This window comes from Pseudonocardia sp. ICBG1142 (assembly GCF_020496255.1).
In the GTDB taxonomy this organism is placed as follows: Bacteria; Actinomycetota; Actinomycetes; order Mycobacteriales; family Pseudonocardiaceae; genus Pseudonocardia.
In genome coordinates this window covers 649,260-670,449 of record NZ_JAHLJC010000030.1, presented here as the reverse complement: position 1 = coordinate 670,449, position 21,190 = coordinate 649,260, and the positions used below count along the sequence as shown (strand labels likewise).

15 protein-coding genes are annotated in these 21,190 nt (G+C 75.1%); 7 read left to right on the top strand and 8 right to left on the bottom strand.

The genetic code is table 11. The features are described from left to right. Nucleotides 1–69: 69 nt before the first annotated feature. Nucleotides 70–954 (top strand): glycosyltransferase family 2 protein, encoded by an 885-nt coding sequence (locus tag KPL59_RS17335; protein ID WP_020626732.1) that lies wholly within the window; start codon nt 70–72, stop codon nt 952–954. Here the strand turns inward: KPL59_RS17335 and KPL59_RS17330 are convergent. The 5 genes from KPL59_RS17330 to KPL59_RS17310 form a co-directional block, all read right to left on the bottom strand. Beyond that, nucleotides 947–2,509 (bottom strand): hypothetical protein, encoded by a 1,563-nt coding sequence (locus tag KPL59_RS17330; RefSeq protein WP_226352559.1) that lies wholly within the window; start codon nt 2,507–2,509, stop codon nt 947–949. The two genes, KPL59_RS17335 and KPL59_RS17330, sit on opposite strands and share 8 nt — an antisense overlap. A 234-nt stretch (nt 2,510–2,743) precedes the next feature. Next, nucleotides 2,744–4,585, bottom strand: a complete 1,842-nt coding sequence (locus KPL59_RS17325) for an arabinofuranosyltransferase (RefSeq protein ID WP_226352558.1) — start codon at nt 4,583–4,585, stop codon at nt 2,744–2,746. Nucleotides 4,586–4,587: 2 nt separating this feature from the next. Then, nucleotides 4,588–5,355, bottom strand: coding sequence for a class I SAM-dependent methyltransferase (locus tag KPL59_RS17320; RefSeq protein ID WP_226352557.1), 768 nt, complete (start codon nt 5,353–5,355; stop codon nt 4,588–4,590). A gap of 27 nt (nt 5,356–5,382) precedes the next feature. After that, nucleotides 5,383–7,599, bottom strand: coding sequence for a DUF6541 family protein (locus tag KPL59_RS17315; RefSeq protein ID WP_226361402.1), 2,217 nt, complete (start codon nt 7,597–7,599; stop codon nt 5,383–5,385). Nucleotides 7,600–7,733: 134 nt separating this feature from the next. Continuing rightward, nucleotides 7,734–9,818: a DUF6541 family protein gene (locus KPL59_RS17310; protein ID WP_226361401.1), complete on the bottom strand. Its 2,085-nt coding sequence runs from the start codon at nt 9,816–9,818 to the stop codon at nt 7,734–7,736. 109 nt (nt 9,819–9,927) lie between these two features. On the opposite strand from KPL59_RS17310, the gene glf reads away from it, so the two are divergent. Next, entirely contained in the window at nt 9,928–11,157 is a 1,230-nt protein-coding gene (gene glf, locus KPL59_RS17305; protein WP_226352554.1) for a UDP-galactopyranose mutase, read from the top strand. A 25-nt stretch (nt 11,158–11,182) separates the two neighbouring features. Here glf and KPL59_RS17300 read toward each other — a convergent pair whose 3' ends face one another. Continuing rightward, a complete protein-coding gene (locus KPL59_RS17300) occupies nt 11,183–11,458 on the bottom strand; it encodes a hypothetical protein (RefSeq protein WP_226352553.1) in 276 nt (91 codons plus the stop codon). Nucleotides 11,459–11,587: 129 nt separating this feature from the next. On the opposite strand from KPL59_RS17300, the gene KPL59_RS17295 reads away from it, so the two are divergent. Further along, nucleotides 11,588–12,652: a LacI family DNA-binding transcriptional regulator gene (locus tag KPL59_RS17295; protein WP_226361400.1), complete on the top strand. Its 1,065-nt coding sequence runs from the start codon at nt 11,588–11,590 to the stop codon at nt 12,650–12,652. Between the two features lie 4 nt (nt 12,653–12,656). Here the strand turns inward: KPL59_RS17295 and KPL59_RS17290 are convergent, their stop codons facing one another. Further along, nucleotides 12,657–13,448 carry an IclR family transcriptional regulator gene (locus KPL59_RS17290; protein WP_226361399.1) on the bottom strand — a complete coding sequence of 264 codons (792 nt, stop codon included), beginning with the start codon at nt 13,446–13,448 and terminating at the stop codon, nt 12,657–12,659. Nucleotides 13,449–13,617: 169 nt separating this feature from the next. Between KPL59_RS17290 and KPL59_RS17285 the strand changes: the two genes are divergently transcribed. Continuing rightward, the gene (locus KPL59_RS17285) at nt 13,618–14,730 is read left to right on the top strand and encodes a mandelate racemase/muconate lactonizing enzyme family protein (protein ID WP_226361398.1); all 1,113 of its coding nucleotides are present in this window, start codon (nt 13,618–13,620) and stop codon (nt 14,728–14,730) included. Continuing rightward, entirely contained in the window at nt 14,715–15,857 is a 1,143-nt protein-coding gene (locus tag KPL59_RS17280; protein WP_226361397.1) for an iron-containing alcohol dehydrogenase family protein, read from the top strand. Before KPL59_RS17285 ends, KPL59_RS17280 begins: the two co-directional genes overlap by 16 nt. Nucleotide 15,858: 1 nt before the next feature. Here the strand turns inward: KPL59_RS17280 and KPL59_RS17275 are convergent, their stop codons facing one another. After that, entirely contained in the window at nt 15,859–16,002 is a 144-nt protein-coding gene (locus KPL59_RS17275; RefSeq protein ID WP_020623732.1) for a hypothetical protein, read from the bottom strand. A gap of 186 nt (nt 16,003–16,188) precedes the next feature. Between KPL59_RS17275 and KPL59_RS17270 the strand changes: the two genes are divergently transcribed. Continuing rightward, nucleotides 16,189–18,192, top strand: a complete 2,004-nt coding sequence (locus tag KPL59_RS17270) for a glycosyltransferase (protein WP_226361396.1) — start codon at nt 16,189–16,191, stop codon at nt 18,190–18,192. Further along, nucleotides 18,189–21,122, top strand: a complete 2,934-nt coding sequence (locus KPL59_RS17265; protein WP_226361395.1) for an arabinosyltransferase domain-containing protein — start codon at nt 18,189–18,191, stop codon at nt 21,120–21,122. The genes KPL59_RS17270 and KPL59_RS17265 overlap by 4 nt, the downstream gene beginning before the upstream one ends. The last annotated feature ends 68 nt before the right edge of the window (nt 21,123–21,190 follow it).

Genomic DNA, 21,190 nt, shown 5'->3' with positions numbered 1-21,190 from the left:
CGTGGCTGGTGTCGTGGCCGGTGAGGCCGGGTGATCCTAGCCAGGGGGCGGCTCGCTACCGTCGGGCGCGTGCCCGTCGACGTGATGCTCCCCTTCTACGGCGACCCGGAGCTCCTACGCCGCGCGGTCCGCAGCGTGCAGGCCCAGCGCCGCACCGACTGGCGGCTCACCGTCGTCGACGACGGCTACCCCGACGACTCGATCGGGCCCTGGTTCGCGGGCCTGGGCGACGACCGGATCCGGTACCGCCGCAACGCGACGCGGCTCGGCGCCCAGCCGAACAACCGGTACTGCATCGAGGCGGTCGAGCTGCCGTACTTCGTGATGATGGGCGCCGACGACCTGATGGAGCCCGACTACCTCGACACCGTCCTGGCGCTGCACGAGCGCTGGCCGGACGCCGCGGTGGTGCAGCCGGGCGTGGCCGTGATGGACGCCGACGACCGTCCGGTCCGCCCGCTCGCCGACCGGGTCAAGGCGCTGCTCGCGCCGTCCGGATCCGGCCCGCGGTCGGTCGGCGGCGAGGACCTGCTGGTGAGCCTGCTGCGGGGGAACTGGCTGTACAACCCGTCGCTGTGCTGGCGGACCGACGCGGTGGCGCAGGTCGCGCTTCCGGAGTCCGCGGACGTGTTCGACCTGGCGCTGCCGGTCGCGGTGATCGCCGACGGCGGGACGATGGTCGTCGACGACCACGTCTGCTTCCGCTACCGGCGGCACCGCTCCAGCGACTCGGGATCGGGTGCGGTCGCCGGGAACCGGTTCGCCGAGGAGCGCCGCTACTTCGCGGCGGAGGCGGACCGGATGGCGGCCCGGGGGCTGCCCCGTGCCGCCCGTGCCGCCCGCGCGCACGTGTCGTCGCGGCTCAACGCCGCCGTCCAGCTGCCCGGGGCGGTGCTGCGCCGCGACGCCGCCGCGCTGCGTGCCCTGGCCGGGCACGCCCTCGGCCTCAGCTGATGCCGAGGACCCGCTCCAGCCAGCGGGAGTAGCCGGGGCCGAGGCGGGCGTCGGTGACCGCGCGACCCTCCGCGAGGCGGCGGTCCAGCGCCGCCCTGACCTGCGGGGCGACGTCCGGCTTCGCGAACACGAGCTGGAAGTACTCGGGGCGCATCTGCGCGACGCCGACGAGCTCGCGGCCGGCGAGCACCGGAGTGAGGTCGGTGCGCCACGACGCGGTCGGTGGTTTGGGCGAGGAACTGGTGACGACGACGACGGACGGGTCGTCGGTCCGCAGGACGTCGGTCGGGTCCGCGCCGTGCGCGATCCGACCGTCGTTCAGGCCGATGTAGTCGGTGGCGATCCATCCGGAGAAGTACGGGATGGCGCCCGCATCGGACACCGCGACGGTTCGCCGGTCCGGCGCAAGGTCGGTGTCGGCCAGCGCGAGGCCGACGGCGATGTGCGCGCGCCGGAGGTCGTCACCGTAGTTGACCATGCTCGGCCCGTCCGGTGCGAGGACGCCGGCGACCGTCGTCCAGCCGACCGCCACCACCGCCGCCGTGGCCGCGACCCGGCGCATCTCGACCGTGTCGAGCGCCCACGCCGCGGCCAGGCACATCAGCGGGAGTCCGTGCCACGCGAACCGCGACAGATAGTCCATCGCCGGCGCGGTGAGGGCCGGGATGATCCACAGAGCCGTGCAGCTCGCCAGTACCAGCGCTGCCGAGGCCGCGGTGCGTACCCGGAACAACGCGGCGACGGCGAACGCCAGCAGCGGCAACAGCGTCGCCGCTGTCAGCTCGATCCAGCGACCGTCGGTCGTGGCCTCCACACCCACCTTCACGTAGAAGGTGTTCGGCAGTGGGTGGCCGTAGTACGCCCATCGTGCGACCACGTAGCCGACGCCGACGGCGCCACCGGCCGCGGTCCACAGCCAGGTCGACCTGCGGGATCTGCGCAGCCACAGCCAGACCAGCAGGGCGGGGGCGACCCCGAGCACCCCGTCGGGGCGGAGGGTCCCCGCGAGTAGCAGCAACGCCGGGATCTCCCAGGGCCGGACCACGGCGTCCCGGTCGTGCAGCAGCCGCGCAGCGAGGACGACGGCCCGCAGCACGACCAGAGCGAAGGGCGCTGTCTCCAGGCCGGCGTCGACGTGGACCCAGGTCGGGAGGAACAGGACGAAGCTCCCCGCGGCCACCACGGCGCCGCTCCGGGTGCGAGGCTCGGTGACCAGGATCCACACGGTGGCAGCGGCACAGGCAGCGGCCGTCAGCTTCGAGACCACCGGAAGGGGCACACCCAACCACACCCACGGTGCGTGCCACACCATCCACGCGAAGTTGGTGAACCCCTCCACCGGCACACGCCCCGGGTTCCAGACCGGCCCGAACCCGTGCGCGAGGTTCTCGCTGTAGCGGTAGGTGATGTAGGCATCGTCGACGGTCACCGACCAGCACGCCCACACACCGACGGCCAGGGCCGTGAGGGCGGCGACCAGGAGGATCCTGCGGTCCGGGGCACGCCGGCCCGTGTCCTGGCCGTCGTCCGCAGCCTGTCGACGCGCACGCAGCATGGCCGCCAGTGTTCCGCGAACGGCGGTGACCTGTGGACCGAATCAGTCACAGTCCTGGACGAGTACGGGGCGCGGCTCGCGCTCGACCCGCCGACGGTGGCCGAGGCCCGAGGCCCGAGGCCCGAGGCCCGAGGCCCGAGGCCCGAGGCCCGAGGCCCGAGGTCCGAGGCCCGAGGTCCGAGGCCCGAGGCCCGAGGTCCGAGGCCCGAGGCCCGAGGTCCGAGGTCCGAGGCCTCAGGGCACCGCGGGGACGCCGGCCCGCACCAGCACCGCGTACGGGCCGACGTCGCGCCGCTGCCAGGCCGGGTCGTCGAACAGCTGCGGTGCGAACACCGCGGGGTCGGCACCCTGGCGGGGGTCGGGGAACCGGTCCTGCGCCAGCGGCAGCCGCAGCGTCCCGTCGGCGGCCCGTTCCAGCACGAACACCGACGGCGCCCGCACCGGGCCGCGGTCCAGCGCGGCGAGCAGCCGGCCCGGGTCGGTCGCGGCCGCCCACCGGCGGAGCTCGTCGGTGCGGGCCGGGTAGTCGGCGAGCGGGTTCGCGTACTGCGGCTGCGAGGCCTGGAACGCGAAGTACGGCGTGTAGCTGAGCAGGGTCGCGTTCGCGCTCGCGACGACGACCTCCCGCGGCGGGCGACCGGTCAGACCGTCGATCGCCGTGCGCAGGTCCCCGAGCCAGGCGTTCGCGTCGGCCGGGTCCCGCGAGCCGTCGGGCCGCGTCCCGTCGGGGCGGTAGTCCTGTGCCGTCCCGGTCCACGCGTAGTCCTGCGGGACCGACTGCACCTGCCCGACGACGACCGCCGCGGCCAGCACGGTCACGACCGTCGCCGTGGCCCCCACCCGTGCCCCGCCCGCGCGCAGCCGCTCGGCCACCTCGGCGACGGCCCACACCGCTCCGCAGGCCAGCGCCGCGGTCAGGATCGGCTGGATCCGGAAGGCCAGCAGCGTCGTCCCGGCGGCGAGCGCGACCGTCGAGAGCAGGTACCAGGCGTAGCCGCAGAGCGCGGTGACCGCCAGCGCCCTGGCCACCGTCGAGGTGCGGGCGCGGACCACGATCCACACCGTACCGAGCAGGCACAGCGCGCCGACCGGGGTCGCCTCCAGCATCGGCAGCGGCCACCGGGCGCCCGCCTCGGCGAGGAAGTGCTGGCCCGCGCTGTAGGTGGGTTGCCCGGCCGAGGCCAGCAGGTAGGGCAGCCAGTGCACCAGGGCCGGCGGCAGCGCCGCGGCGAGGACCACCGCCACCGTCGTGCCGAGCCCGGCCGGACCGGTCGTGCGGGTGACGAGGCCGTCCACCGCGAGCACGGCCAGGACGAATCCCGCGAAGGCCAGGATCTGGGTGTGGGTGACGGCGGCCAGGCCGAGTACGAGGCCGACCAGGAGCGCGGTGCGGACCCAGGCCCCGCGCCGCCGCACCAGCCGCAGCCCGAGCACCGCCAGCGGCGGGACGAGCGCCGCGGTCAGCCACGAGTACGGCGAGTACGCGGCCAGTGTCACGAACCCGGCCAGGGTGGTGGCGACGGCGGCCCCGACCGCCCGCGGCCGGGACGTCACGAGTGCCCACAACGCGTGGGTCAGCACGGCGGTGACCGCCAGCGTCGCGATTGAGTACGGCTTGTGGAACGCCCAGGCGTCGACGCCCAGCAGCGCCGCCGCCCGCCCCCCGAGCCAGAACCACGCCGCCGGGTAGTACGGCGGCATGTCCGCGTAGGCGAAGTCCGCGAGCCGCGCCGAGTCCGCGAACCGGGTCAGGAACGCGACCCGGAACTGCTGGTCGCCGCCGACGCCGAACAGGTAGTGCGGGGTGTTCGCCAGGAACAGCGTCAGCGGCACCGCGGGCAGCGCCGCCAGCCCCACCCACGCCAGCGGCGCGGCGACCAGCGGGGACCGGGTCCACGCCGCGGCCGCGAGCACCGCCGCGACGAGCGCCCCGCCGGTCGCGGTGAGCGCCAGGCCCACGTTCGACCCGGCCGGGACGGTGATCCGGTCGGCGACCAGCAGCCCGACGGCCACCACCCCGACGGCGACGACCGGGCCGACGACCAGGTCGGCCGCGGCGAGGAGCCGTCGCGCCACGGTCAGGTCTGCTTCTTCTTCACGGCGACGACGAGGAACGCCTTCGAGATCGCCCACAGCGGCGGGAACCGGCGCAGCGCCGCCACCCCCAGCGAGTAGAGCCGGGATCCGCCGCCCTCGGCGAGGCTCACGTCGCCGGGCACGGTGAACCGCGCGTCGAGGTCGGGTCGCTGCGCGAGGAGCCGGCGCATCCGCAGGTAGCTCGGGGCGTAGCTGGCGTCGGTGTAGTCGCTGCCGCGTCCCGACCAGCGCAGGTAGCGGGTCGCCAGCGGCAGCGGCAGCCACGCGAGGAACGGCAGCGAGTAGTGCGCCTCGATCGGCCACCACCGGTTCGGCACCAGGATGTAGGCGACGCCGCCGGGGCGCAGGCAGGACGCGATCCGCTCCAGCGCGTCGGGCTGGTCGTCGAGGTGCTCCAGGACGTTGTCGAGCACGGCCACGTCGAAGGCCCCGGCGTCGTCGCCGTGGCCGAAGTCGCCGATGCCCTGGACACGGAACGTGAAGTTCTCGCGGCCGCCCTCGGCGGCCAGCCGAGTCGCCTCGGCGGCCAGAGCACCGTTCGGCTCGATGCCGACGACCTCCCGGCACAGGCCCGCGAGCTCGAGTGCGGTGTAGCCGTACCCGCAGCCGAGATCGACCACCCGTGCCTCACGGAACGGCACGTCGAGAGCGGGTTCGGTGGTGATCGCGATCTGCTTCGCGAAGCCGGTCGCGAGCCTGCGGCGCTCGACCATCCGCAGGGAGCGTTCGTACTCGGGGAGTTCGGTCACGTGGGCTCCGTCGAGGGCGTCGGGGGGTCACCCACCGTACGGGGACGGGGACGGGGCGTCGGGACCGGGCGGGGCGAACGCCTGGGCCTGCGGGGTGGCCGGCGCGCCCGGTGTGCAGGCCGTCAGCCGCCAGAGCTCCTGGCCCCCGCCCGTCGCGACGAGCTCGAACCCGGGCACCGGTGCGATGTCGTGCAGACCCGGGTACCAGCGGGCGCCGCCGTGGTTCGGCCAGAACGTGATCGGCCCCGTCAACAGCCAGTCGACGCCCAGGTCGGCGGCCGCCGTGCAGACGGCCGGGTCGGTCCCGACGTCGCGGAACCGCGTCGCCAGCAGCGTCTGCTCCGGGGTCCAGTTGCCGATGAGGTGCGGGAACAGGACCCGGCGGCCGGTCAGCGGGAACAGCAGTGCGTCGCCGGTGAACGGGTCCGCGGCCACGACGTCGTCGGGGCCGACGATCCGGCCGACCTCGTCGAGGAACTCGCGCTGCCCCGGTTCGAGGAGCGGGTCGGAGGGCTGCTGGTACGGCCCGGCCAGGACGTCGGCGTGCGTCGCCACCGACATCCCGCCGGTCGTGGCGACGACGACCGCGAGCAGCGCCGCCGCGAGCGCGGGCGCGACCACCCGGCGCCGCGCCAGGGCCGCGGTGCGCGGGATACGCAGCAGCACGTGGCGCAGGACCGACGCGAGGGCGCACAGCCCGACCACGGCCAGCACGGCCCCGGTGACGGGCACCATCGCCGCCAGCCGGTAGGAGTCGTTGTACCAGGCACCGGTGAGGGCGGCGGAGGTCTTCCCGTCGTCGGCCGCGGCCAGCACGTAGAGCGCGCCGGAGGCGAGGTGCGCGGGTACCAGCCACGAGGTCGCGACGCGCCGCAGCGCGGCCACCGCGCCGACGACGACCAGCACCGACAGCACGACGAGCTCGGGACGGCCGTTGGGGGAGTTGAACAGCACCTGCCCGATCGCCGTCGGCACGTCGGTGAACGCGGGCCAGTCGAAGCTGCGGACCCCGGCGGTCAGCGGCGAGGCCGTCATGAACCACAGGACGGCGGCGACGATCCCGGCGACGCCGACCGCGGCCAGCACCGGCTGCCAGAACCGGCGGGTGAGCAGCCGTCGCCGGGCGAGCACGCCGATGCCCCACAGCACCGGGAACAGGCCGAGCACCGCGAGGCTGAACAACGCGTTCGGGTGGGCGAGACCGAGCGCGGGGAGTGTCAGGACCAGGGTGAACGCCGCCCCGCCTGCGCCGATCACGCTGCGCTCGGCCACCCCGACGACGGCCAGCAGCAGCGTCAGGTACCCGGGCAGCAGCGCCACCCCGAGCAGGTTCGGCCACAGCACCCCGAACGACATGAGCGCCCACGGCAGCGCGGTGAACCCGGTCGCGAGCACCGGCGCGGCCAGCGCGGCACCGGACGAGGGGCCCATGACCTGACGGGTCAGCGCCGCCACAGACAGCGGGAACACCACCCCCGCCACGACCCAGGCCGTCAGGTTGGTCGCGACCGGGACCCCGCTGCCGGACAGCATCGCGACCAGCGACACCAGGTCGTGCCAGCCCGCCGGGTACAGCGCCATCGCCGACGACGGGTTCGTCAGCGACCCCAGCGTCAGCGACGACGCGTCGCCGGACTGCAGGATGTGGGCGACGGCGTTGTAGTGGAAGACGCCGTCGTAGGTCGAGGACAGGCCGTCCACCGGGCCGAAGCCGAGCACCACCGTCCACCACGCCAGCGCGGCCGCGACGACGACGCCCGCCGCGGCGGCGATCCCCGCCCGGCGGCCGTCGGTGCCCGCCCGCTGGGCCGAGGTCCGCCACACCTGGGGCATCGCGGCCGTCATCGGTTCGGGGCGCTTCGCGAACTGGCCCCTCGGGGTGCGGACGCGGTCCAGCGCGGCCCGGAGCCGCCGGCCCGGGGCCCACGACCGCAGCGCCGTCCGCCAGCCCCGGTGCAGCGCGCTGCCGGGCGGGCGCCGGGCGACGAAGACCCGGAACAGCCCGCCGAGCAGTGCGAGCACGACCGCGACGCCCAGCGGCACCCACGGCCCCCAGCGCACCCCGGCGAGGGTGCCCAGCACGGCCGTGGACGAGATCACCGCGGTCGACACGACCGGCGCGAGACCCCATGCCGTGACGCCCCGGACCCCGCACGCCCGCAGCACGAGCAGACCGGGCCCGACCACCCAGAACACCGCGACGAGCGCGGTGGGCAGCGCGGACAGCCAGGTGGGTCCGGCCATCGAGGTCGCGGCTCCTCTCCCGGCGCCGGTCCCGGAGCCGTCGACGACCCACCGGACCCGATTCCCGGCGCTGGCCGGTCTCGGAGACTACCGGCGGCCGTGCGGCCCCGCCGGTCCCGTGCCCGACCGGGTGATCAGGAACCGACGACCCGCCCGGCGTCGCAGGCGGTGATGCGCCAGAGCGCGTTGTCGCCGTCGCGGGCGAGCAGCTCGAACCCGTCGGCGTCGGCGAGGTCGTCGAGGCCGGGCCACTGCAGCGCCAGCGGGTCCGGCTGCCAGAACGTCGGCGGCGCCGTGATCACGTACCCGGTCCCGGTCTCGGCGACGGCCGCGCACACCGCGGGGTCGTTCGACGCGTCGCGCAGCCGCTCGGCGATGACCTGCTGGTCCGGCGACCACACCCCGGTGAGGTGCGGGAACAGCACCTGCCGGTCGGTGAGCGGCCACAGCATCGCGGTACCGGCCCACGGGTTCTGCGCCACCACCGCGTCCGAGGGCAGCAGCTCACCCGCCTCGCGCAGGAACCGCGCCTGCTCCGGGCCGACCAGTACCTCCTCCGGTGTCTGGTAGATCGCGGCGAGCGAGTCGACGTGCGAGCGCTGGTAGAGCCCACCCGAGGTGACGACGACCGCGATCACGCCGATCGCGACGAGCACCGCGGCCCGCGGCCGGGGCAGCCCGGCGACGGCGGGCGCGGCCCGGGTGAGGCGGTCGCGGACCAGGCAGGCGAGGCTGCGGGCCAGCGAGCACAGCGCGACCAGGCCGAGCGCGGCGAGCGGGGCCGCGGTGACCGGGACGAGCGCGGCGATCCGGGGCGAGTCGTTGTACCAGACCCCGGTCCAGACCGAGGACCACGTGGTGGCGCCGACGACGTAGAGCGTGCAGACCATCAGGTGCGCCGGGACCAGCCAGGACGTCCGGGCCCGGCGCAGCGCCCACACCGCGCCGGCCACCGTGAGCACCGCGATCGACCAGGCCGGGGCATTGTCCTCGGGGCTGTGCAGCACCGCGTTCCACACGGCGTCGGTGACCGAGAACTCCGGTTCCCAGTAGTAGCCGCGGATCCCGTCGAGGGCGGGGGAGGCGAACATGAACCAGCCGACGCCGCCGAGCGCGGCGAGTACGACCGGCACCGCCGTGGCCGCGCGCACGGTCGGCCACGTGCCGCCGCGCAGCCCGCGGCGCACCGCGCCCACGAGTCCCCACAGGATCGGCGGCACCGCGACGACCACCGCGCCGAACAACGCGTTCGGGTGCGCGAACCCCAGCGCGACGACGGCGGCCACCGCCGGGAACCAGCGCGCCACCCGCCCCGGGGGGAACGGGCCCGGCCGGGCGGGGGACACCGGGTCCGGCCCGAGCCCCGGCCGCGCGGCGAGCGCCGTCGCCGCCAGCGCGGCCGGGACCAGCGAGACGCCCAGCAGGTTCGGCCACAGCGCGCCGTAGGTGACCAGCGTCCACGGGAACGCGACGAAGCCGAGTGCCAGCACCGGGGCGGCGAGCGCAGCACCGGCCGAGCGCCCGACGAGCGTCCGCACGAGGAACAGCACCGACAGCGGCCAGACCAGCAGCGTGGTGACCAGCGCGACCACGTTGGACGCGACGACGATCTCGCCGGGGCCGGGGGCCAGCGGCGCCACCAGCGAGACGACGTCGTGCCAGGCCGCGGGGTAGAAGCCGGGGGAGTTGACCAGGCCGCCGACGGTGAGCGACGAGGCGTCGTGCGTCCCGAGGATCCGGGCGACGGCGTTGTAGTGGAAGTTCGCGTCGAACGTCTGCGACAGCGCGTCGGGCCGGGCCATCCCGCGGACGGCCGTGCTGAACCCCAGCGCGCCGGCGGTCACCAGCCCGGTCAGCGCCGCGAGCCCGGTCCAGCGCCGGTCGGGCCCGCCGCGGAGCAGCGTCCGGACCGACTCCTGCGCAGCGGCCCGCACCACGGGGGGTCGCGGCAGCAGCGGGAGGCCGAGCACCAGCCGTCGCACACCGACCACGAGCAGCGCGAACGCCGCCGCCGCGATGGCCGGGGCGGCCCCGCTCCAGGGCACGCCCAGCATGCTCGCGCCGACCGCGGAACCGGCGATCACGCCGACCGACAGCATCGGGGCGGCGCCCCAGGCGGTGATCCCGCGCAGACCGGCGGCGAGGCCGACGACCAGACCCGGGAGCGTGACCCAGGCGGCGGCCAGGACCACCAGGGGGACGGCGGACGACCAGCTCACGCCATCTTCTCCTCGGGCCACGACGGTGCCGGATACGTCCGCTTCTCCGACCTGCCTGCGAGGGTACCGAAGCCGCCGGGTGCCCCGGATCACGCCTGCCCTACCCTCGATGGCCGTGAGCGTCGACAGTGCCGACCTGAACGGTTACGACCTGAGCAGCTACGACCTGATCGTCGTCGGGTCCGGGTTCTTCGGACTCACGGTGGCCGAGCGGGTCGCCGAGGGCCTCGGCAAGCGCGTCCTGGTCCTGGAGCGCCGGAACCACATCGGCGGCAACGCCTACTCCGAGGCCGAGCCGGAGACCGGCATCGAGATCCACCGGTACGGCGCGCACCTGTTCCACACCTCGAACGAGCGCGTGTGGGCCTACGTCAACCGGTTCACGAGCTTCACGAACTACCAGCACCGCGTGTTCGCCCGGGCCGGCGAGCAGGTCTACGCGTTCCCGATGAACCTCGCGCTGATCAACCAGTTCTTCGGGAAGGCGCACACCCCCGACGAAGCACGCGCGCTGATCGCCGAGCAGTCCGCCGAGGTGGACGCCGCGAACGTGACGAACCTCGAGGAGAAGGCGATCTCGTTGATCGGGCGCCCGCTCTACGAGGCGTTCATCAAGGGCTACAACGCCAAGCAGTGGCAGACGGACCCCAAGAACCTGGATGCCTCGATCATCACCCGGCTCCCGGTCCGCTACACCTACGACAACCGCTACTTCAACGACACCCACGAGGGACTCCCGACCGACGGCTACGCGGCGTGGCTGGAGCGGATGGCGGCGCACGACAACATCGACGTCGTCCTCGACACCGACTTCTTCGCGGTGCGCGAGCAGCTGCCCGCCGACGTCCCGGTCGTCTACACCGGCCCGCTGGACCGCTACTTCGACCACGCCGAGGGCGAGCTCGGCTGGCGCACCCTGGACTTCGAGATGTCGGTCGAGCCGACCGGCGACTTCCAGGGCACCTCGGTGATCAACTACAACGACGCCGAGGTCCCCTTCACCCGCATCCTCGAGTTCCGGCACATGCACCCGGAGCGGGACTACTACCCGAAGGACAAGACGGTGATCGTGCGCGAGTACTCGCGCTTCGCCGAGTCCGGGGACGAGCCGTACTACCCGATCAACACCCCGGAGAACCGGGCGAAGCTGGAGCGCTACCGCGAGCTGGCGCGCAAGGAGACCGCGAACCGGAACGTGCTGTTCGGCGGGAGGCTCGGGACCTACAAGTACCTCGACATGCACATGGCCATCGGGTCGGCGCTGACGATGTACGAGAACCGGCTCGTCCCGCACTTCACCGAGGGACGCCCGCTGGCGGGGACCGACTCCGAGGACTGATCGCCCGGCCGGGTGGACCGGCGGGTCATCGGCAGCTGTCCGCCTCCGGACACGGGGTCCGGTGACGGACGGCCGCCGGGGGCGGGGCGGCCCCCAGTGTCGTGAGGTCGTCGAGCAGGTCGGCGCGGGCGAGGGCCAGCGCGTCGAGCCGGTGCCGGCGGCCCGGGATCCGTTCGTCCAGCAGGATCTCGAGCCGCTCGGTCTCGACCGCGTGCAGCCGTCGCCGGATCCGGGTCTCCCGGTCGTCGTCCGACGCGACGGTCCCCGTCGGTGTCGTCGTGCTCCGTCGCCACCATCGCATTCGTCTACTAAACCGGTTAACCTGGCCGACCACAAGAGGTCGCGGCCCTGCTGGTGAATCAAGAAGTGAACCGCTTCACCCCACGGGACCCGTCCGGGTCGGGCGGACCGCACGCGGGAGACTGGTCGGGTGGGCAGGAACGAGACGGGGGCCGGCCGGGTCACGCTGGCGACGATCGCCGAGGCGCTCGGTGTCTCCCGGGCGACGGTGTCGAACGCCTACAACCGGCCGGACAGGCTCAGCGCCCAGTTGCGGGAACAGGTGCTCCGCACCGCCCACGAGCTGGGCTACGCCGGGCCGGACCCGGTCGCGGCGACCCTCGCGCGGGGGCGGATCGCGGCGATCGGCGTCGTCCTGGAGGACCCGATGTCGTTCGCCTTCGCCGACCCCGCGGCCTCCCTGTTGCTGCAGGGCATCAGCGAGGTCTGCGGGCAGCAGGACTCCGCGCTGGTCCTGATCCCCGGCCCGAGCGGGCCGATCGCGCGGGTCGCCCTGGTGGACGGGGTCATCTGCTACTGCGACCTGCCCGACGGGGCCGCGCTGGAGACGATCCGGGAGCGCAGGCTCCCGTTCGTCGTCGTGGACGGCCCCACGCACGACGGCGCCGGGCACGTGGGCATCGACGACCGGACCGCGGCCCGGGCCGCCGCACGTCACCTGCTCGACCTCGGGCACCGCCGGTTCGGCGTCGTCGCCATGCCGATGCACCCCGACGGGTGGGAGGGTCGGCCGTCGCCCGAGCGGGAGGCCACCGCCCACTTCCTGGGCACCCGTCGACGGCTGGCCGGGTACCGGGACGCGCTCGCCGAGGCCGGCCTCGGTCACGACGCGGCGGTCGTGGAGGAGCGGGCCCCCTACGGCCGGGACGCGGGCCGGCGGGCCGCCCACGCGCTGCTCGCGCGCGACCCCCGGCCGACCGCGGTGCTGGCCATGAGCGACGAGCTCGCCCTCGGGGTGCTCGACGCGGCCCTGTCGCTCGGGCTGGACGTGCCGGGGGATCTGTCGGTGGTCGGTTTCGACGACGTCCCGGGAGCGGCACTCGCGCGGCCGGCGCTGACGACCGTCCGGCAGCCGCACCGGGAGAAGGGCCGGGCGGCCGCGTCGATGCTGCTGCCGGGCCCCGTCCGCAAGGACCCCGTGGTCCTGCCCACCGACCTGGTGGTCCGGGGCTCGACCGGGCCCCGCCGGCCCTGAGCGTTCACCGGTGGTGTCCGGGACGGGAGCCCGGTGTCCACCCCAGCTCCGCCGACACCGCCGCGGCGGCGGCCGCGGTCGCCCGGCCCACCTCGTCGAACCGGCCGTCCAGGCGCGTGACCGGCCCGGACACGTTGAGTGCGGCGACCACCCGGCCGCGGAAGTCGCGCACCGGTGCCGACACCCCGGCCACGCCCGGCTCGAACTCCTCGTGCGACTCGGCCCAGCCGTGCTCGGCGGCCTCCCGGATCGCGCGCCACAGCTGCGGGACCGTCCGCACCCGCGAACGCGGGTAGTCCGGCACCAGGTCCTCGACAGCGCCGAAGCGTACGAACAGCTCGTCGGGGGTGGCGTCGGAGAGCAGCACCCGGCCCGCCGAGGTGCACGGCAGCGGCGCGCGCCTGCCCTCCCAGCCGGTCGTGCGGAACGAGTGCCCGGACACCGTCCGCGCGGTCAGCAGCGCGTCGTCGCGCAGCACGCACAGGTGCACGGTCTCCTCGGTCGCGGCGGCGAGCCGGTGCAGCACCGGTTCGGCGACGGCCGTCAGCCGGCTGTCCGTCCCCCGCGCGGCCAGGGAGAACAGCCGCCACCCCAGCCGGTAGACGAGCGTGTCCTCGTCCCGCTCGACCAGTCCCGCGTCGGCGAGGGCCCGCAACGCGCGCGAGACCTGGCTCTTCTCCCGCCCGGTCAGCCGGGCGACGGCGGTGACGCCCAGCCCGTCGGTGCGCACGGCCTCGTCCGACGCCAGTGCCTCCAGCAGCGCGACGTCGCGGCCGAGCCCGTAGCCGTTGTGCACCCCGGCCACGCTAGTACCGGTTGCCCTGAGCGCAACGATGATCTCGATTCCCGGCCGGACCTGGCGCGGCCGCGCGGCCGTCGGAGATTCTGCGCTCAACCGGCTCGGGGCGCACCGCCCCCGATCGCGCCCCGAGCCGGAACCAGCTCCCGACACGATCCCGGACCTGATGAAGATCACCGACATCACGCTGGACCGGGTGCGGCTCCCGCTGGACCCGCCGCTGCGCGCCGCCTGGGACCCCGATCCCCGCACCGTGTTCGACGCGACGATCGTCCGCGTCCACACCGACGACGGTGTCGTCGGCATCGGTTCCGGCGACACGATGGACGGCTTCGACGCCTATCGGCACCTCTTCGTCGGCACCGACCCGCTCGCGATCGCCCGGCACGTCCGCGTCATCGAGACCTGCGCGCTGCACGGCGGTCACTACTGGCCGCTGGAGGCGGCGCTGTGGGACCTCGCGGGCAAGGTCGCGGGCCTGCCCGTCGCGACCCTGTTCGGCGGCACGTACGAGGCCGTGCCCGCCTACGCGTCGTTCTGCGTGCTGCGCCCGCCCGCCGAGCGCGCCGAGGTGGCGCACCGGGTCGCCGAGGAGGGCTTCCGCGCGGTCAAGATCCGGGTCGACCGGGACCGCGCCGACGAGGGCGTCGCCGCCGTCGCCGCGGTGCGGGAGGCGCTCGGCACGGATTTCGCGATCATGGTGGACCTCAACCAGGCGTGGCGGATGGCCGGCGACGTCGCCCCCGCCACCGACCTCGCCGCGACCCGGCGCCTCGTCCGGCGGCTCGCCGAGCTGGACGTGTTCTGGGTCGAGGAGCCCCTGCCCTACGCCGACGCCGACGGCATGCGCACCCTGCGCGCCGACAACCCGGGACTGCGGATCGCGGCGGGGGAGATGCAGCGCTCCTTCGGCGAGCTGCTGCGCCTGCTCGACGGCGACGCGCTCGACGTGTACCAGCCCGACGTCGTCCTGGCGGCCGGGATGAGCCGGGTCCGCACGCTGGCCGAGCTCGCGTTGCTGCGCCACCGCGCGTTCACCCCGCACAGCTGGACCAACGGGATCGGCGTGCTCGCGAACCTGCACGTCAGCGCCGGCGTCGGCGGCGGACCGTACTTCGAGTTCCCCTACGACCCGCCGGACTGGACACCGGCGCGTCGCGACTTCCCGCTGGCGCAGCCCCTGACCGTCGGCGACGACGGCATGCTGGCGGTCCCGAGCACCCCCGGGCTCGGGTTCACCCTCGACGAGGAGGCGATCGCACGGTGGCGGGTCCGGTGAACGGGTTCACGGTCGAGGCGACCTGCGCCCTGGAGTTCGGTCCCGGCGCGGTCGCCCGGGTCCCCGCGCTGGTCGACGGCCTCGGCGGGGCGGCGGCGTTCGTCGTCACCGATGCCGGGTTGCGCGCCACCGGCATCGTCGACCGGGTCGTCGGCGACCTCGCCGCGGCCGGGCTGCGGACCGAGGTGTTCGACGGCATCGGCCCCAACCCGTCGACGACGGCCGTCGAGCACGGCGCGACGACGCTGCGCGCGTTCGGCTCCTGCGTGGTCGTCGCGATCGGCGGCGGCTCGGTGCTCGACGCGGCCAAGGGCATCGCGCTGCTCGCGACCCACCACGGCGCCCGCGCCACCGACGACCTGTGGTCCTCCCCGACCCCCGGGCTGCCGCTGGTCGCGGTCCCCACCACGGCCGGGACGGGCGCGGAGACCAACGGGTTCGGCGTCGTCGAGGACACCTGCGCCAGGCGGAAGGTCTACCTGGGCCACTCCTCGGTCCGGCCCCGCGTCGCCGTCCTCGACCCGGAGCTGACCGTCGGCCTGCCACCCGTGGCGACGGCCGCGACCGGCTTCGACGCGCTCGTCCACGGCGTCGAGTCGCTCGCCTCCCGCGGCGCCAACCCGGTCTCCGACGCCGCCGCGGCGCAGGCCGTCGCGCTGGTGGGCCGGTGGCTGCCCGTCGCCGTCGACGACGGCACCGACCTGGAGGCCCGCGCGCAGCTGCTGCTCGGCGCGCACCTGGCGGGCCAGGCGCTGACCGTCTCCGGGCTCGGCCTGGTCCACGGCATCGCGCACGCGGTCACCGCGCACGCGGTCACCGCGCACACGGGCACCCCGCACGGGGTCGCGCTCGCGTCGGTGAACGAGCAGGTCATGCGCTGGAGCGCCGACGCCGCGGCGCAGGCGTACTCCCGGGCCGGAGCCGCGCTGGGGACCGGCGACGCCGTGGCCGGGATCGCCGCGCTCGTCGAGGGCATCGGTGTCCGGCGCCCGCTGCACGAGCTCGGCGTGGACCGGGAGCTGCTGCCGGTGCTGGCGGCCGCCGCCGTCGCGGACCCGGTGACGGCCAACGCGCCGCGGACACCGACCGAGGACGACGTGCGGGAGATCCTCGACGCGGCCTGGTGACTCAGAGCCGCGCCGCCACCGACCGGAGCAACCGGGCCACCCGCGCCCGGCCGCCCACCGCCCGGCTGCCGTGGACGAACCCGAACCGCGCACCGCGGGAGCGCAGCACGGCTGCGGCCTCCGCGCGCAGGGCCGGTTCGTCCATGTCGCCAGTCCGGCACGGTCGGTGACCCGGACGATCCACTCCGCTCACCCGCCGCGCCCGCCCGCCTCCCGGCTCCCGCACCGTGCGCGGCTACGCTCGCGCACGACTCCACCCGGACCCGGGCGGACCGGCAGCGCCGCCGCCCGGGACCCCAGCGCCCCCGCGACGACAGAGGCAGCTCCTGCGATGACCACGACGGACCAGCGAGGTCAGGTGTCCCCCACCACCCCGGCCACGACCAGCGGCGAGACGCTGCTGCAGCGGGTGGTCCTGCCCAGGCCCGCCGACCCCACCGCCGTCCGCGCTCTCTACCTCGACGAGCGCCCCGGCACCACGCTCACTCCGGTCGAGCCGCTCGCCGACGAGCGGGCGCGTCCGCTCTCGCTGACCGTGTCGACCATCGGCGGCCGCCGCACCCGCATCCTCGACCGCACCGGCGCCACCGTCCCCGCGGCCACCGAGGTCTCCTTCGGCGCCTACTTCAACGCCTTCGCCGCGGGCTACTGGCGGGCCTGGTCGACGCTCACCAGCATCGAGCTGCGGCTGGACCTGGAGGGCTCGGGCCGCGTCGACGTGTACCGGACCAAGGCCGACGGGTCGCAGATCGTCGTCGCGGGCGAGGTCGTCGAGGGCCGTCGCCGGGTCACCCTCGAGCTGGACCTGCGCCCCTTCGAGGACGGCGGCTGGTACTGGTTCGACCTGTCCACCGACGACGCCGACCTCACCCTGCACGGCGGCGGCTGGCACGCCCCGCACGACGCGCCGGGGCGCGCGGCCGTCGTCGTCGGGATGCCGACGTTCAACCGGCCCGCCGACTGCGTCGCCACCCTCACCGCGCTCGGCTCCGACCCGCAGGTGCGGGACGCGATCACCGCGGTGATCCTCCCGGACCAGGGCACCCGCAAGGTCCGCGACGAGGCAGGCTACGAGCAGGCCGCGGCCGCGCTCGGGGACCGGCTGCGGATCATCGACCAGCCCAACCTGGGCGGCTCCGGCGGCTACGCCCGGATCATGTACGAGGTCCTGCACGGCACCGGCCCGCACGCGGGCGGGATCGACTGCGAGCAGATCCTCTACATGGACGACGACATCCTGCTGGAGCCCGAGTCGGTGCTGCGCGCGGTCGCGTTCAGCCGGTTCGCCCGCGAGCCGATGCTCGTCGGCGGGCAGATGCTGTCGCTGCAGGCGCGCTCGCAGCTGTCCACGATGGGCGAGGTCGTCGACCGCAACCAGTTCCTGTGGCGCCCCGCTCCGGAGACCGAGGCCCACCACGACCTCGCCGCCCGCACCCTGCGCCAGACCCGCTGGCTGCACCGCCGCGTCGACGTCGACTACAACGCCTGGTGGATGTGCCTGATCCCGCGCCGCGCCGCGGAGCAGCTGGGCCTGCCGCTGCCGCTGTTCATCAAGTGGGACGACGCCGAGTACGGCCTGCGCGCCCGCGCCGCCGGGTTCCGCACCGCGACCGTCCCGGGCGTCGCGATCTGGCACATGTCCTTCATCGAGAAGGACGACTCCTCGGACTGGCAGGCCTACTTCCACTACCGCAACCGGCTCGTCGCCGCGGCCCTGCACGGCCCCGACGACCCGCGCGCGATGCTGAAGGAGACCTTCAAGCGCACCCTGCGCCACCTGATGCTCATGGAGTACTCGGCGGTCGCGCTGCAGATCAAGGGCTTCACCGACTTCCTCGCGGGCCCCGAGGCGCTGTTCCCGAAGCTGCCCGTGGTGCTCGACGAGATCCGGGCGCTGCGCGCGCAGTACGACGACGGCCGCCCGCTCGAGTCCGCCACCGAGGTGCCGCCGGCCGAGCTCGACGCGCTCGGCGCGCAGCTGTTCCCGAAGCCCCCGGTGGGCCGGGCGAAGGCCGCGGTCGGTCTCGCCCGCGGGGTGCTGCGCAACCTGCGCACCCCGGACCCGGCGCTGCGCGAGCGCCCGCAGCGCAACGTGCCGTGGCGCAACGCTCAGTGGTTCGTGCTGGCCGGCCTGGACTCTGCGACGGTGTCCACACCGGACGGCCGCGGGGTCACCTTCCGCCGTCGTGACCCGGCGATGTTCAAGGAGATGGTCGAGGAGTCGTTCCGGCTGCACCGCGCCGTCGCCGCGGACTGGGAGGGCCTGCGTGCCCGTTACCGGGCGGCGGCGCCCGTGCTGACCGGCAAGGACGGTTGGAAGCAGATCTTCGAGTGAGCCCCGCCCGTCGGGGGCCGCTGCTGCTCCTGCTCGGCGTCGTCACCTGCCTGCTCGGCCTCGCCGCCGCGCTCGCCCCGGTCGACGCCGAGGACCCGGTCGTCACCTGGCCCCGGGCCGGCCAGGCACCGGCGAGCACGGTGCTGCCGCTCGCGCCGTACCGGCCGCTGGAGTTCTCCGCGACCGTCCCGTGCGCCGCGGCGGCCGCTCTCGGCGAGGGCGACGTGCTGCGGACGATGCCCGCCGCGCAGGAGAACCCGGTGACCGCGCCGGGCTTCGTCGCGAGCGTGTCCGGCGGGACGCTCACGCTGCGCACCGGCGACCGGGTGCTCGCCACCGCACCCGCCGCGTCGGGCTGTGTGTTCGAGGTGACCTCCGCCGACGGCGGCACCGTCCTCACCCGCGACGGGGCGGTCCTCGCCGAGCGCCTCGACATCGCTCCGCCGCAGGTCGCCGAGCTCGCCACCGACGTCACCGGGCCCGCCGCGGCCGGGCTCGCGGTCACCCTGCACACCGATGCGCGCTACGCGTCGTCGCCGTCGCCGCTGAAGGTGGCGCTGCTGGTCGCGCACCTGCTCGCGCTGGCCGCCACCCTCGCCGTCGCCGTGCGGACCTGGACCGGCACCCGCCGGGTGTTCGACGCGCCGGTCCGCCCGGGGGTCGCCGACCTCGTCGTGCTCGTCGTGAGCTGCGCCTGGGCGGTGCTCGGGCCGCTCAACATCGACGACTCCTGGTACGCGCTGATGGCCCGACAGGGTGCGGAGACCGGGACGATCGGCAATGCGATCTACCAGTTCGACGTCACCGAGGCACCGTTCACGACCAGCCAGTACCTGCTGCAGTGGTGGGGGTCGCTGGCCGGCTGGGGCCTCGGACCGCTGCGCGTGGTGCCGGTCGTGCTGGGCCTGCTGACCTGGGTGCTGCTGCGGTACACCCTCGCCGCGCTCGCGGGTCGGGTCGGCGTCCGGCCCGGGGTGGTCGCCGCGCTCGCCGTCGCGCACCTGGCCTGGTTCCTGCCCTACGGCATCTCCCTGCGCCCCGAGCCCGCCGGGACCGCGGCCGCCGCCGGGGTGCTGCTGCTCGTCGCCGCCGCGTGCCGCACCGGGGCGGTCGGGCTGCTGGCGCCGGCCGTCGTCGTCGCGGTGGTGGGGATGACGACCGCGCCGACCGCGCTGGTCGCCGCGATGCCGTTGCTGCTCGCGCTGCCGCTGGTGTGGTGGCACCTCGTGCACGCGCGGTGGGCGACCCGGCTCGCGACGGTCGCTGTCGCGTTCGCCGCCGCGAGCGCCGTCGTACCGCTCGGGCTGGCCGACCAGACCCTCGCCGACGTGCGCGAGTCCGTCGCCGTGCACCGCTGGTACTACTTCCAGTACCAGTGGTACTCCGAGTTCGTCCACTACGCGAACCTGCTCGGCCCCGACGACCAGGGCACCTGGGGGCGACGCCTGCCGGTCCTGCTGACCGTCGCCGTCCTCGCGCTGGGCGCGGTGCGGCTCGCGACGCGGCGCGGCACCGGCGGCCCGCTCGGCCGGGCACTCGGGTTCGCGCTCGCGGCGACCGCGCTCGGCCTCGTCGCCGTCGCGGTCAGCCCGACCAAGTGGGTGAACCACTTCGGTGCCGTCGCCGCACCCGCGACGCTGCTGCTCGGCATCGCGCTCGCCCGCGGCCCGCTGCCGCGCCACGCCCCGCTCCGGCTCGTCGCGGTGGGGACGGCCGTGCTCGGCGTCGTTGCCGCGGTGGTCTACGCCGGGCCGAACCTGTGGCGCCCGTTCTCCGACTGGGGCCAGCCCTTCGGCAACCACTCGGTCCTCGACGCGCCGATCAACCAGCAGGTCCTGGCCCCGCACCTCGGGCCGCTGTACCTGCGCAGCCCGCTGCTGTGGCTGCTCGTGGCCGCCGCCGCGCTGTGGTGGGCCGGGCGGCGGGGGCGGACTCCCCGGCCGGACCGGGCGGTGCTGCGCGTCGCCACGGCGGGTGGCGTCGCGCTGATGCTGGTCGTGTTCGGCGTGGCTCCGGTGCAGCAGGCCCCCGGCGCGTCGGTGGCCTCGATGAACCTGGACATGCTGACCGGCGACGGCTGCGGGCTGGCCGACGCACTGGCCGTCACCGTCCCCGACGAGGCGACGTCCCCGCCCCCGCCCCCGAGCGCGCCGCCCCGCCTCACCGGGGTGATGCGGGAGGGCCCGCCGCCCGACCGGTCGTCGATCCCCGGCCCCGTCTGGCACACCGAGGACGCCGGCACCGGCACCCTCGACGCCGGTTGGTTCGCCGTCCCGGCCGGGACCACGCGGCTGCTCCTGCCGCTGACCGGGGACCTGCGGAGCGACCAGAGCGTCCGGATCGACACCGGCGCGGGCGCGGTCACGGTCGATCTGCCCGGGGAGAAGCTCGGCGACTGGCGGGACGTGGCGGTCGACCTGCCCGGCCCGGCCGACCGGGTCCGGCTCGTCGTCGACGACCGGACGGACGGCCCCGACTCCTGGCTCGCCGTCGGCGCCCCGCTGCCGGCCCGCGAGCTGCCCGCCCGCGCGGTGCTCGGCGACGCCCCGGTGTTCGCCGACCAGGCCTCGGCGGTGCTGTGGCCCTGCCAGGACCAGATCGCGGTACGCCACGGCATCGCGCAGGCCCCGCAGTGGCGGCTGCGCACCGGCGACAATCTGGAGGGGGCGACCGAGTCCACCGCGTTCTTCGCGGCGAACGGCGGGACGCTCGCCGGCATCGACCGCACCGCGACCTTCGACGAGCTGCCCTCGCGGCTCGATCCGCCGGCCGGGCGCGCGATGTTCGCGCCGGCGCACGTCGAGCGGGTGCGCTACGAGCACCCGACCGACGGCTACGACCTCACCGTGGGCACCCAGCGGCGGTGGGGGTGGGAGCGGCTGCCGACCCTGGCCACCCGTGACTACACCGGCCGGGACTTCCTGGGCTGAGCGGCGCACGCCCGTCCGTCGCCGGTGTCCACACCCGTTCTCCGGTGTCCACACCGGTCACGACCGTT